This is a genomic window from Pseudovibrio sp. W74, from assembly GCF_001623085.1.
In the GTDB taxonomy this organism is placed as follows: Bacteria; Pseudomonadota; Alphaproteobacteria; order Rhizobiales; family Stappiaceae; genus Pseudovibrio.
On the sequence record NZ_LMCJ01000007.1, the window covers coordinates 77,141 to 89,720 of the forward strand.

13 protein-coding genes are annotated in these 12,580 nt (G+C 50.9%); 10 read left to right on the forward strand and 3 right to left on the reverse strand.

Annotated elements, in window-relative coordinates; translation table 11 throughout:
- On the forward strand, nt 1-1,866 hold the full coding sequence (sdhA, locus tag PsW74_RS06140; RefSeq protein WP_063286406.1) for a succinate dehydrogenase flavoprotein subunit: 1,866 nt from the start codon (nt 1-3) through the stop codon (nt 1,864-1,866).
- Between the two features lie 25 nt (nt 1,867-1,891).
- Complete coding sequence (locus PsW74_RS06145) at nt 1,892-2,674, forward strand: succinate dehydrogenase iron-sulfur subunit (RefSeq protein WP_057462991.1); 783 nt, start codon at nt 1,892-1,894, stop codon at nt 2,672-2,674.
- 80 nt (nt 2,675-2,754) lie between these two features.
- Here PsW74_RS06145 and PsW74_RS06150 read toward each other — a convergent pair whose 3' ends face one another.
- The gene (locus tag PsW74_RS06150) at nt 2,755-3,441 is read right to left on the reverse strand and encodes an outer membrane beta-barrel protein (protein WP_063286407.1); all 687 of its coding nucleotides are present in this window, start codon (nt 3,439-3,441) and stop codon (nt 2,755-2,757) included.
- A 250-nt stretch (nt 3,442-3,691) separates the two neighbouring features.
- A complete protein-coding gene (locus tag PsW74_RS06155; RefSeq protein ID WP_057462990.1) occupies nt 3,692-4,291 on the reverse strand; it encodes a TetR/AcrR family transcriptional regulator in 600 nt (199 codons plus the stop codon).
- A 209-nt stretch (nt 4,292-4,500) separates the two neighbouring features.
- On the opposite strand from PsW74_RS06155, the gene PsW74_RS06160 reads away from it, so the two are divergent.
- Both PsW74_RS06160 and PsW74_RS06165 read left to right on the forward strand, forming a co-directional pair.
- A complete protein-coding gene (locus PsW74_RS06160) occupies nt 4,501-4,854 on the forward strand; it encodes a carboxymuconolactone decarboxylase family protein (protein ID WP_063286408.1) in 354 nt (117 codons plus the stop codon).
- Nucleotides 4,855-4,992: 138 nt separating this feature from the next.
- On the forward strand, nt 4,993-5,817 hold the full coding sequence (locus PsW74_RS06165) for a nucleotidyltransferase domain-containing protein (protein ID WP_208987867.1): 825 nt from the start codon (nt 4,993-4,995) through the stop codon (nt 5,815-5,817).
- A 142-nt stretch (nt 5,818-5,959) separates the two neighbouring features.
- On the opposite strand, the gene PsW74_RS06170 is transcribed toward PsW74_RS06165, so the two are convergent.
- The gene (locus PsW74_RS06170; protein ID WP_063286410.1) at nt 5,960-6,337 is read right to left on the reverse strand and encodes an MAPEG family protein; all 378 of its coding nucleotides are present in this window, start codon (nt 6,335-6,337) and stop codon (nt 5,960-5,962) included.
- Nucleotides 6,338-6,599: 262 nt separating this feature from the next.
- Here PsW74_RS06170 and PsW74_RS06175 point away from each other — a divergent pair, with 262 nt between their 5' ends.
- The 6 genes from PsW74_RS06175 (at nt 6,600) to sucD (ending at nt 12,545) form a co-directional block, all read left to right on the forward strand.
- Nucleotides 6,600-7,058, forward strand: a complete 459-nt coding sequence (locus PsW74_RS06175) for a hypothetical protein (RefSeq protein WP_063286411.1) — start codon at nt 6,600-6,602, stop codon at nt 7,056-7,058.
- Nucleotides 7,059-7,246: 188 nt separating this feature from the next.
- Entirely contained in the window at nt 7,247-7,786 is a 540-nt protein-coding gene (locus PsW74_RS06180; RefSeq protein ID WP_057462985.1) for an AprI/Inh family metalloprotease inhibitor, read from the forward strand.
- Nucleotides 7,787-8,020: 234 nt separating this feature from the next.
- On the forward strand, nt 8,021-9,178 hold the full coding sequence (gene zapE, locus PsW74_RS06185) for a cell division protein ZapE (protein WP_063286494.1): 1,158 nt from the start codon (nt 8,021-8,023) through the stop codon (nt 9,176-9,178).
- Nucleotides 9,179-9,366: 188 nt separating this feature from the next.
- A complete protein-coding gene (gene mdh, locus PsW74_RS06190; protein WP_057462983.1) occupies nt 9,367-10,329 on the forward strand; it encodes a malate dehydrogenase in 963 nt (320 codons plus the stop codon).
- Nucleotides 10,330-10,422: 93 nt separating this feature from the next.
- Nucleotides 10,423-11,622: an ADP-forming succinate--CoA ligase subunit beta gene (gene sucC / locus PsW74_RS06195; protein ID WP_057462982.1), complete on the forward strand. Its 1,200-nt coding sequence runs from the start codon at nt 10,423-10,425 to the stop codon at nt 11,620-11,622.
- Nucleotides 11,622-12,545: a succinate--CoA ligase subunit alpha gene (sucD, locus tag PsW74_RS06200; protein WP_057462981.1), complete on the forward strand. Its 924-nt coding sequence runs from the start codon at nt 11,622-11,624 to the stop codon at nt 12,543-12,545. Before sucC ends, sucD begins: the two co-directional genes overlap by 1 nt.
- Nucleotides 12,546-12,580 lie beyond the last annotated feature (35 nt).

Genomic DNA, 12,580 nt, shown 5'->3' on the forward strand with positions numbered 1-12,580 from the left:
ATGGTTGAACAGACCGGTGTATCGACAGCGCCAAGCCAGAGCGGCAAGGCCTATGAGTTTGTAGACCACAAGTTTGACGTTGTGGTTGTAGGTGCTGGTGGTGCTGGCCTTCGGGCGACGCTCGGTATGGCTGAGCAGGGATTGAAAACAGCTTGTATCTCCAAGGTGTTTCCAACTCGCTCCCACACTGTGGCAGCACAGGGTGGTATTGCAGCAAGCTTGAAGAACATGACGCCAGACTGCTGGCAGTGGCATATGTATGACACTGTTAAAGGCTCTGATTGGCTCGGTGACACGGATGCGATGGAATACCTCGCGCGTGAAGCACCAAAGGCAGTTTATGAGCTTGAGCACTACGGTGTGCCTTTCTCCCGTACGGAAGAAGGCAAGATCTATCAGCGCCCATTCGGCGGCCACATGCAGAACTACGGTGAAGGTCCCCCGGTACAGCGCACCTGTGCTGCTGCTGACCGGACTGGTCACGCGATCCTACACACGCTGTATGGTCAGTCTCTGCGCCACAACGCTGATTTCTTCATCGAGTACTTCGCACTTGATCTGATCATGTCAGAAGAGGGCGTATGTGAGGGCGTGATCGCCTGGAACCTCGATGACGGCACAATCCACCGCTTCTCTGCGAAGATGGTTGTTCTGGCCACTGGTGGTTACGGACGTTCGTTCTTCTCCGCAACATCTGCCCACACCTGTACAGGTGATGGCGGCGGCATGATCGCTCGTGCGGGTCTGCCTCTGCAGGATATGGAGTTCGTTCAGTTCCACCCAACTGGTATCTACGGCTCAGGCTGTTTGATCACGGAAGGTGCTCGTGGTGAAGGCGGCTACCTCGTAAACTCCGAGGGTGAGCGCTTCATGGAGCGTTATGCTCCTTCCGCGAAAGATCTCGCCTCTCGTGATGTTGTTTCCCGTTGTATGACGATGGAAATTCGCGAAGGTCGTGGCGTTGGCAAAAACAAAGACCACATCTTCCTGCACCTGGATCACCTTGATCCTGATCTGCTGGCAGAGCGTCTTCCAGGTATCTCCGAAAGCGCACGCATCTTTGCTGGTGTTGACGTGACTAAGGAGCCGATCCCGGTTCTGCCAACTGTTCACTACAATATGGGTGGTATTCCAACCAACTATTGGGGGGAAGTGCTGAACCCAACCAAAGAAGATCCAAACGCAATCGCGCCGGGTCTGATGGCTGTTGGTGAAGCTGGGTGTGCGTCCGTTCACGGTGCAAACCGCCTCGGTTCAAACTCCCTGATCGATCTTGTTGTGTTTGGTCGTGCAGCAGCAATCCGCGCTGGTGAAGTTGTTGATCGTGAAGCTCCAATTCCAGAGCCTAACGAAGCTTCCAGTCAGAAAATCATGGCTCGTTTCGACAAACTGCGCTTTGCTAAGGGCTCTACCCCAACTGCTGAGTTGCGCTCTAAGATGCAGAAGACTATGCAGGAAGATGCGGCTGTTTTCCGTACTCAGGAAAGCCTGGAGCAGGGATGTAAGCGCATCTCCGCTATCTGGGATGAAATGAGCGAACTGCACGTCTCTGACAGCTCCATGATTTGGAACTCTGATCTGGTCGAAACGCTTGAGCTTGAAAACCTTATGGCCAACGCAATCACCACTGTTTATGGCGCTGAAGCGCGTAAAGAGAGCCGTGGTGCACATGCTCGTGAAGACTATAAAGATGGTCCTCTCGGTGGTCGTAACGATGACGAGTGGCGCAAGCACACCATCTCACACCTCTCTGAGGATGGTAAGGTGACCTTGAGCTATCGTCCGGTTGTTCTCGAGCCGCTGACTACCTACGATCAAGGTGGCATCGACATGAAGAAGATCGCACCGAAAGCCCGCGTCTACTAAGGCGCCGAAATCTGGAGTAACTGTTATGGCTGAATTCAAACTGCCACAAAACTCCCGGATGGGAGAGGGCAAAGTCTGGCCAAAGCCGGAAGGCGCCACTAACACCCGTGAGTACCGCATCTACCGCTGGTCTCCGGATGACGGACGCAATCCACGCATCGACACCTACTACGTTGATGCGGACGATTGTGGCCCAATGGTGCTGGACGCGCTCATCTACATCAAGGATAAGGTCGATCCAACATTGACCTTCCGCCGGTCTTGTCGTGAAGGGATCTGCGGATCCTGTGCGATGAACATCGACGGAACCAACACACTGGCATGCACAAAGGGTGCTGACGAATGCTCTCACGAGATCGTCAAAATCTACCCTCTGCCGCACATGCCTGTTGTGAAGGATCTTGTGCCGGATCTGACGCGTTTTTACGCGCAGCATCGCTCTATCGAGCCATGGTTGAAAACCACGACACCTGAGCCTGAGAAAGAATGGCTGCAGTCCTATGAAGATCGCCAGAAACTGGATGGTCTTTATGAGTGCATTCTGTGTGCTTGCTGCTCCACCTCTTGCCCAAGCTACTGGTGGAATGGTGATCGCTACCTCGGCCCTGCAGTCCTTCTGCAGGCTTACCGTTGGTTGATCGACAGCCGTGATGAGGCAACTGGTGAGCGTCTGGACAATCTTGAAGATCCGTTCCGTCTGTACCGCTGCCACACCATCATGAACTGCTCTCAGGCATGTCCAAAGGGTCTGAACCCTGCAAAGGCAATTGCTGAGATCAAGAAGATGATGGTCGAGCGCCGCGTATAATCAGTGTGTAAGCACGTTGTAAAATCAAGAAAAGCCGCCTCATTGAAATGAGGCGGCTTTTTTCATTTGAGGCTAATAGCCTAAAACTTATAGGAAACACCGATCCGGATAGCGTCGCTGTCAATGTCTTCCTTGAAGCGCGTTCCACCAACGGTAAAGCTACGACCGGGAAAGACAATGCGCTCATAGTCCAGGCGTACAATCACCCGCTCGGTGACGAACATCTCAAGGCCAGCACCGCCAACCCAGCCAAGCATCGTGTTGCTGTCAGAGCCAGGACCGAAATTCGGGTTAGAAGCACGGAAGGTGGAAACAGCTGCACCACCAGTCACATACGCCATGAACCAATCGTAGGTGAGGCCGGCCCGGATCTTTGCGGCAGCGAAGTAATCAGAGCGCAATGACATTTCACCGCGAGAACGCTCACCAAAAGACCAGTAAGCGCCTTCGCCTTCTACGCCGATCAGAATATTCTGATAAGTGTAGTTGTAGCCGCCATATAACCCAACGGTCCCGCCGTTATACTGCGTACCACTGTTGTTGAAGCGGTTCGTGCCATGAAGGCGGGCCCAGCCACCCTGCACACCGAGATAGAAGCCATCCCAGTCATATTCAGGTGGGGTGATCAGCCCATCGACAACTTCTTCCTCGTAAACCTCATAGGGCTCTTCCACCTCTACACCAGGTGGGTATTCAACAGCATAGGAATGGCTGCTGAAGCCGAGCAATCCCAATACCGCAAACGCAAATACTCTTAAGCGACTCATTGGTTCCCCCAAAATACGCAAGAGGATGACACGGCTAAATAATCAGACGTGATAGGTAACTTGATACAAATAAGTCTAGAACTGCGATCTTTATAAATGCTTGATTTTAAAAAGGAAAATTTGCGTTAAGGCTAGTTGGAATTGACAGGCACTGATGTGCTGATTTCTCAATCTTAAGGGGGCGATACCTGCAATCCTTACGAAACCGTCAATGAGCTCATGGCGGGTTTACGAAAAAGTCAGCAACTCTCTAGCGTCGCTCAACGCCTCGCAGAACCAGCTTGATAACGCCAATGCATTCTTTGCGCTGTATCTCATAGGGTTCGTGGCTGTGCAGTTGAGGAAAGCGGAACTTCATCGTCGCAGCGTGAATGTGTCTTGCCACCTGACTGACTTCTCGTAGGTCAAATTCCTCAGCAAGGTTGCCGGAATGCAGGATAGTGTGCATTGGTTGTCGCACAAGCCGGAACAGTTCTTCAAAGTCTTCCGGGCGCTTCTGTTCCAGCACCTGCAAGCAGTCTGCCAGACCCTTGTTGAGTTCCAGCAGGCGATATGTCTCTTCAAATTCCATCATGAGAAACTTGCTCAGACGTGCTGAGGCACTGGCGTTGGGGTCAGTCGCTGTTTCAAGGCGCGCAACCAGCTTCACCACCTCTGCAGCGACAACAGCACAGGCAAGGTCTATCTTGCTTGGGTAGAAGTTATAGATGTGTGCCATTGAGATACCTGAGGCATCTGCAATCTCGCTCACCGAGGTTTTCTTGTACCCTTGGGTGAGGAATGCATCACGGGCGGCAGCGAGCAGGTCAGCAGCACGGCCCTTTGCAGTCAGGATTTCTGCGATGGACATATCAATTTCCGAAAATGAAAAAACGAGAGTTCCTTCAGTAATCATAGCTGAGTAGAGATTGCAATGACGTATGCGTCATATTAACGGACAAATTATGTAAAAACACGAATGATATTAATGCGCTAAGCGCGATTTCTTTGATTTTAGTCATTGTTGGATTTTTGCGAATTATTAGTATTAGTAATATCTAATATAAAAGGAGTCGAAGCATGGCTGTAGAAAATTGGCAAGAATTCCTCACCCAAACGGATGGTCGCATCGCTGAACTGCGCCCGGGTATTCCTGGTGTGATGAAGGGGTTTGGCGAAATCGCAAAAAGCGCCATTGGAACTGGCGCTCTTGAACCGAAGCAAAAAGAGCTCATCGCGATCTCCATCGGTGTTGCTGCACGCTGTGATGCCTGCCTTGGATACCACGCAAAAGCCTGCATCAAGTATGGTGTAACCCGTGAAGAGTTGATGGAAGCTCTCGGTGTGGCTGTTTACATGGGTGGTGGACCTTCCCTAATGTACGCTGCAGAGGCCCTCAGCGCATTTGATGCCCTTTCTGCCGAAGCCAAGTAAGAGAAGGTGTATCTTCACCCAATCTCTCTGTTTTCCTAAAACTTAGAGAGCAAACTGCTTGCGTGCACTTGCCCTGAATTGCGTTCAAGGGTAAGTGCAACGAGGGGAAGCCTCTTAGATTTCAGGTAGGCAATATTGGTGGGTGCACCTTCACAGGTTGGTTCGGAAAGCTCTTCTGTTTATATGGAGCTGGAAAAGAGCTTTCGTGACTTGGAAAACGAAAGAAATCTGCGTGTTCTGCACGCGGGCGATCTTTCGCACCTGTATCTTCATAAAAAGTCTGAAGCTCACTACGCCAATTGTCGGTTCATCTACATACGATCAATTGAGCACTACCTTTCTCTTTTTCCGGTCGATGAGACGGTAGATGTTGATGTGAATGTCCCGGCAAATGTGTCTGGCTGGGACTTGAAAAAAACGCTCATTGCGCTGTTAAAAGGCAATCCTGAACCGCTTGATTGGGTTCAGTTGAAGGATCCATATGCAGGGCATGACGAATTTCCGAAGTCGTTGATCTCCTTTGCCCTTGAGCATTGTGACCCGGTTCGCTTTGCGCTTTATCATTACAATCGGATTGAGCGACAGAAGCATCGGTTTGACGGTGTGTCACTCGGCGAGATTGTGCCTGAACGCTTGTATGACCTCATCCGCTCATCACTGGTGCTGCGCTGGTACAATCAGAATCGCTATCAGGGTGTTCCGCCTTCTCGCCTCTCAGATATTGCCGAGGCGACCTTTATTCGCCCTGTGCTTCGTGGTGAGATTGAAGAATTGGTAGAACGTAGCGAGGCTGGGATGATCAAGGATGTCGTTCGCCCTGCTGGCGCTATCAACGATCTTATCCTGGCTGAATTGGAGGCTGGCCCTGCATTGCTGGCCCGCCGTCGTCGCCAGTTTACTCAGGAAACGGCTGCCCAAGCAGATCGTTTCTTCCTGAAATGGGCGGTCATCCCTAAAAACTAAGGGTCTCACAGGGCCTTCTGTTTACTTCTCTCACCTGTAGTCCTGCAGAAACAGCAGAACCGTGCCAGTTTGCGTGAGAAAGATCTTTACCTTTCTCACAATACCTTGAAATCGCGGGGATTATGACCCCCAGCGCTTGCTGTTATGACCACGCCGGAGACGTGAACAGCGCAACAGCGCAAATCAAACCAACGAACCAGACAAGAGAACGCAGGGTGGCGCGGTTAAGCCAATAGCATGCGACGAACAGCACGCGCATTGCGATGAACAAACCGCATAGTCTTTCAATCCAGTCTGGGTCACCGCCATAGGCGAGGGCAACGAGCACAGATACTGCATAAAGAGGGAAAGCTTCGAGGCCGTTGATCTCTGCGGAGCGCGCGCGCAAGCGAAATCCTTCTTTCCAATATTCTGGGTCTCTTGGGTTTGAGTTGTCGAACTTGCGGGAAAATTTGGCAGGAAGAACAGAAAGCCATGGCATCAGACCGGCAATCAGTATGGTCCATAAAGGGAAAGACATTGTGCAGCTCCAAATAAACTCAGAAAAATCGGAGCCTTTATACAGGCATAAAGAAGCAAAGTGAACTGAGTTCACTTAGGTTTGAAGCCTCCATTGCGAATATTTCCGCACTTTGGCTTCGCTCATTCCAATTCTAATCGCAATTATTTTAAGCGCATCGTCTGGTTGTCATCGATCCGAAGAAAAAGGGCACTATGAAGTGCTGGAATCGAGTGACACCGAATGATTGGACATTGTCCGGCGCTCCAGTGGAGACGTGCCTATGACTAAGGCAAATGTACTGTTTGTTTGCGTAGATAATTCATTTCTGAGTCTGGCTGCAGAAGCCTACTTAAACCATACCTCCATGGGAGAGTTGCGTGCCTTCTCTGGTGGCCCGTTGCCACGAGAGGAAATGGTTTCGCTCACCAAGAAAGTTCTTTTCGCCAACGGTATGGATGAGGGAGGATTGCATCCGAAGCCCTGGACGATTTTTTCGCTGCCCCATGCGCCTCAACCCGACTACATAATAAGACTTCAGACAAGTGTGCTTCTTGACAAGCAACCAATGTGGCCCGGTCATCCAGTAAAGTTGAACTGGGATATCTGCCTAGATGAAGATGTTCCCCGGAACATAAAAGAGGCAACAGATGCATTCTGCAAAATTAAAGAATCTATAGATCTTGCAATCTCCTCTAAGGTTTTTTCTAGTGATTCTCTAAATTGGCGTGCTGCTTGTTAAGGTTGGCTGGCCCAATGCTTTATGAGAGTTGTCAGATTTTCCCATGTTTCCCTTAGGAAATAGGGGTTTCAGTGGGAAACTCACATTTTTTTGAGTGGTAAACCTTTCACCTGCCTTGTTTTAGGGGCAGTTTCTTAAGGTCTTTATGGTTAATACGCCTTAATTCACAAGGCTGGGATGACACCACTATGAATCGTAGTTTGACGATTGCATTTGTTTCTGTAATTGCACTTTCCACAATAGCGTGCCAACGGACGACGTATACCCGTAGCTATGTCTCTCCGTTGCCTGCTTCTCCGATCTCACCAATCGAAGGTCAGACCCTGTCGCCGATCACTCCTGGTCAGCCAGGCTCTGAAGGCCAGATCTTGGTTGACGGTCAGGACGCGAACGCTAATTCGCAGGTTGTTTCTGCACCTCCTGCTCCAAACGTCAATGCAACAGGTGGCTCTGTGGGTCGTACCGATCTGCTTGGCGGCTGGAGCGTTTCTTCAGGTGGCGACAACTGTAAGCTCTTCATGACGCTGACCAAGTGGAGCGGCGGCTACCGTGCGAATACACGCGGCTGTAGCGATGCAACGCTCTCTCAGATCTCTGCATGGAATCTGAACGGCAGTCAGGTTGTCTTGAAAGACGCTGGCGGCGGAAATGTTGCGACGCTCTCTGGTGCTGGAACCAACTTCTCTGGTCAAACAGCGAACGGCGCTCCAATCAACTTCGCCCGCTAATCATCAGATGATGATTCTATAAATTTCGAAGCGTTGCGCCAATATCAGGTGCAGCGCTTTTTGTGTTTGCTTAAGTGCGCCGCAGAAGTTGATCGGATGTGAGACGTTGGTTTTACGAATAAACCCTATTGTACTTGCGTCTGGGTAGCGCTCTCCTTTATGCCATGGGCAAATATAGCCCATCGGATCGGCGTGATTTGCCCTCTGAAATACAGCTTAAGGAATGTGAGCTCCGTGCTTGAGAATACGTCTAACCTAACAACCGTCCTTGCCCACTACGAAGCGATGGTGGCGCGGGGCGACCTGGAAGCCGATCCGGCGCAAATTCAGGTGGCAAAGTCTCTGGATGCTTTGACTGCAGAAATGGTGCAGCGAAAGCCGGAAGAAAAGAAGGGGCTGTTAGGTCGCCTGCTTGGAAAAAGCAAGGAAGAGCCAGACTACATCAAAGGCCTGTATATTTGGGGATCTGTAGGACGCGGCAAAACCATGCTCATGGATTTGTTCTACGATCTAAGTCCTGAACCTAAAAAGCATCGTTCCCACTTCCATGAGTTTATGGAGGAGATCCACGATCGCATATTTATGGTCCGCAAGAAGATCAGTGCTGGGACGATCAAGGACCGCGATCCGATCATCCCGGTTGCTGAGGAGATCATCAGCACAACGCGCCTCCTGTGCTTTGATGAATTCACTGTAACCGACATCGCCGATGCTATGTTGCTCGGACGGCTTTTCGGCAAATTGTTCGAGGCTGGCGTTGTCGTCGTGTGTACCTCAAACGTGGTGCCGGATGAGCTCTATAAAGACGGACTGAATAGAAATCACATTCTTCCATTCATCCGTTCTTTGAACGAGCGAATGAGTGTCATTCACTTGGATGCGCCGACCGATTACCGCCTTGAGAAGCTCTCCGGCTCAGATACGTACCTCGAGCCGCTTGGTCCTGAGAGCCTCCAGAAGATGGAGAAACTTTGGGCCAGCATGACCTACGGCCTTCAATGTCATCTTGTTGAGTTAGAAAACAAAGGCCGGAAAATACCAGTAAGCCGCACTTGTAGCGCGATTGCCTGGTTCACATTTCAGGAATTGTGCTGCACCCCGCTAGGGCCCTCTGATTACCTGCGTATTGCACATGCTTTCAACACAGTTTTCCTCGAAGGTGTGCCCGTACTGGACAAGGCACGTAGGAACGAAGCAAAGCGATTCATCAACCTGATTGATACGCTCTACGACAATCACGTTCATCTCGTGATTCAGGCAAGCGCAGAGCCGCAGGACCTCTATGTTGCCTCATCTGGAACCGAAGCATTTGAGTTTGATCGAACAGCTTCGCGCCTGATCGAAATGCGTTCGGAAGAGTACTTGATGCGTGAGCTTAATACCGAAAACTGAAAAAATTTAATTTTATTCAGAAATGACGTATTGAGAGCTTATCCAAACTGCTAAAAAAACGTCATTTTACGGAAAATAACGCGGATGTGTGTTTCATTTGGGTTGCGCACATCCGTCAAAACCGCTACCCACTGCGACAAATAGGCACCATATATCATGGTTCTATGTTACGTAAAGGGGAGCTCCTCATGGCGCGCAACAAGATTGCTTTGATTGGATCCGGTCAGATTGGTGGCACACTCGCACACCTCGCTGGTCTGAAAGAACTGGGTGATATCGTTCTGTTCGACATCGCTGAAGGTATGCCTCAGGGCAAAGCTTTGGACTTGGCAGAATCTTCTCCAGTTGACGGCTTTGACTCTGGTCTGTCTGGCACAAACACCTATGAAGGCATCGCTGGTTCTGATGTCGTCATCGTGACTGCAGGTGTTCCTCGTAAACCTGGCATGAGCCGTGATGATCTGCTTGAAATTAACCTGAAGGTTATGGAGCAGGTTGGCGCTGGTATTAAGAAGTACGCTCCAGACGCATTCGTAATCTGCATCACCAACCCACTCGACGCGATGGTTTGGGCTCTGCAGAAATTCTCCGGTCTCCCAGCAAACAAAGTTGTTGGCATGGCTGGCGTATTGGATAGCGCTCGCTTCCGTTACTTCCTTGCAGAAGAATTCAAAGTATCCGTAGAAGACGTAACCGCATTCGTTCTTGGCGGTCACGGCGATACAATGGTTCCACTGACACGCTACTCCACTGTTGCTGGCGTTCCACTCACCGATCTGGTGAAAATGGGCTGGCTCACTGCAGAGCGTCTCGAAGAAATCGTTCAGCGCACCCGTGATGGTGGCGCAGAAATCGTTGGTCTTCTGAAAACTGGTTCCGCATTCTACGCACCAGCTGCATCTGCTATCGCAATGGCAGAAAGCTACCTCAAAGACAAAAAGCGCGTTCTTCCATGTGCTGCATACCTTGATGGCCAGTATGGTCAGAAAGACATGTACCTTGGCGTGCCAACTGTTATTGGCGAAAACGGCATCGAACGTATCATTGAAATTGATCTCAATAGCGATGAAAAAGCGATGTTCGACAAATCCGTTTCTTCTGTAAACGGCCTTGTTGACGCTTGTAAGAAAATCCAGCCTGCTCTGGCATAAGCCACGCGAGCTATGATCTGAAAGACTGGCAGCACTAGGCGTTGCCAGTCTAGCTCCCTGCTTCGGCAGGGCCCCTTAGAATGGGAAGGGCAGATGAACATACATGAATACCAGGCCAAACAGGTCCTGAAGGAATACGGCGCACCTGTTGCTGAAGGTGTTGCAATTTTCTCCGCTGATGAAGCTGAAGCTGCTGCAAAAAGCCTTCCAGGCCCGTTGTGGGTTGTGAAGTCTCAGATCCACGCAGGTGGTCGCGGTAAGGGTAAGTTCAAAGAACTCGGCCCAGAAGCAAAAGGCGGCGTTCGTCTTGCATTCAACTTGGATGAAGTAAAGTCCCACGCTGCTGACATGCTCGGCAACACACTGGTGACTGCACAGACCGGTGATGCTGGTAAAGTCGTGAACCGTCTTTACATCGAAGACGGTGCGGACATTGACCGCGAACTGTACCTCTCTCTGCTCGTCGACCGCACATGTGGTCAGGTTGCTTTCGTAGCATCCACTGAAGGCGGCATGGATATCGAGGAAGTTGCGCACAATACGCCAGAGCTTATCCTCACTCTGCCAATCGATCCGCTTCAGGGCGTGACCGAAGACAAAGCATCTGCTCTTTGTGACACCCTCAAGCTTGAAGGTGAAGCACGCGCGGATGGCATGAAGCTGTTCCCAATCCTCTACAAAGCATTTGTAGAAAAGGATATGGCGCTTCTCGAAATCAACCCACTGATCGTTATGGAAAGTGGTCGTCTGCGCGTTCTGGATGCGAAAGTATCCTTCGACGGCAACGCACTGTTCCGCCACGAAGACATTGTTGCTCTGCGCGATAAGACCGAAGAAGACGAAAAAGAGATCGAAGCTTCCAAGCACGACCTCGCTTACGTTGCTCTCGACGGGAATATCGGCTGCATGGTGAACGGTGCTGGTCTGGCGATGGCGACCATGGACATCATCAAGCTGTATGGTGCTGAGCCTGCAAACTTCCTCGACGTTGGTGGCGGCGCTACCAAAGAGAAAGTAACCTCTGCGTTCAAGATCATCACGTCCGATCCAAACGTACAGGGCATTCTGGTCAACATCTTCGGTGGCATCATGCGCTGTGATGTGATTGCAGAAGGCGTTCTGGCTGCTGTTAAAGAAGTTGGTCTTCAGGTTCCTCTCGTTGTGCGCCTCGAAGGCACCAACGTTGAGCTTGGCAAAAAGATCATTAGCGAAAGCGGCATGAATGTTATTCCTGCTGACGATCTCGACGATGCAGCTCAGAAAATCGTGGCTGCTGTGAAGGAGGTCGCATAATGTCTATCCTCGTCGACAAAGACACTAAAGTCATCGTTCAGGGTCTGACCGGTAAAACCGGCACATTCCACACTGAGCAGGCACTGGCATACTTCGGCACCCAAATGGTTGCCGGTGTACACCCTAAAAAAGGCGGCGAAACCTGGTCTTCCGGACTTGAATCTGCTGCTGAACTGCCAATCTTTGCTTCCGTTAAAGAAGCGAAAGACGCAACCGGTGCAAACGCTTCTGTTGTTTACGTCCCACCAGCAGGTGCAGGCGCAGCAATCATCGAAGCTATCGACGCTGGCATTCCTTTCATCGTTTGTATCACTGAGGGTATCCCGGTTGCAGACATGGTGAAGGTTAAAGCTCGCCTCGACGCATCCGACAGCCGTCTTCTCGGTCCAAACTGCCCAGGCGTTCTGACACCTGAACAGTGTAAGATCGGCATTATGCCAGGCTCCATCTTCCAGAAGGGCTCTGTAGGTATTGTTTCCCGTTCAGGTACACTTACTTATGAAGCAGTCTTCCAGACTTCGCAGGAAGGCCTCGGCCAGTCCACTGCAGTCGGCATCGGTGGTGACCCTGTAAAGGGCACTGAGTTCATCGATATGCTGGACCTGTTCCTGGATGATCCAGAAACAGAATCCATCATTATGATCGGTGAGATCGGTGGTTCTGCAGAAGAAGAAGCAGCTGAATGGCTCAAAGAACAGGCTGCAAAAGGCCGTTCTAAGCCAATGGTTGGCTTCATCGCTGGTCGTACAGCGCCTCCAGGCCGCACCATGGGTCACGCAGGTGCTGTGATCTCTGGCGGTAAAGGCGGAGCGGACGACAAGATCGCTGCAATGGAAGACGCGGGCATCCGTGTATCTCCATCCCCAGCTAAGCTTGGCAAGACCCTTGTTGCTCTTCTCGAAGAGTTGAAGCAGGGTGCTTAAAAATTACACCTCCTATACCATTTAGGAGGCATACT

Coding starts and splice junctions, on each gene's coding strand:
- PsW74_RS06170 (WP_063286410.1), bottom strand. CDS start 6,337: ATGTCTTTCCCTTTATGGACCATACTGATTGCCGGTCTGATGCCATGG.
- mdh (WP_057462983.1), top strand. CDS start 9,367: ATGGCGCGCAACAAGATTGCTTTGATTGGATCCGGTCAGATTGGTGGC.
- sucD (WP_057462981.1), top strand. CDS start 11,622: ATGTCTATCCTCGTCGACAAAGACACTAAAGTCATCGTTCAGGGTCTG.
- PsW74_RS06145 (WP_057462991.1), top strand. CDS start 1,892: ATGGCTGAATTCAAACTGCCACAAAACTCCCGGATGGGAGAGGGCAAA.
- sucC (WP_057462982.1), top strand. CDS start 10,423: ATGAACATACATGAATACCAGGCCAAACAGGTCCTGAAGGAATACGGC.
- PsW74_RS06160 (WP_063286408.1), top strand. CDS start 4,501: ATGGCTGTAGAAAATTGGCAAGAATTCCTCACCCAAACGGATGGTCGC.
- PsW74_RS06150 (WP_063286407.1), bottom strand. CDS start 3,441: ATGAGTCGCTTAAGAGTATTTGCGTTTGCGGTATTGGGATTGCTCGGC.
- PsW74_RS06155 (WP_057462990.1), bottom strand. CDS start 4,291: ATGTCCATCGCAGAAATCCTGACTGCAAAGGGCCGTGCTGCTGACCTG.
- PsW74_RS06180 (WP_057462985.1), top strand. CDS start 7,247: ATGAATCGTAGTTTGACGATTGCATTTGTTTCTGTAATTGCACTTTCC.
- sdhA (WP_063286406.1), top strand. CDS start 1: ATGGTTGAACAGACCGGTGTATCGACAGCGCCAAGCCAGAGCGGCAAG.
- PsW74_RS06175 (WP_063286411.1), top strand. CDS start 6,600: ATGACTAAGGCAAATGTACTGTTTGTTTGCGTAGATAATTCATTTCTG.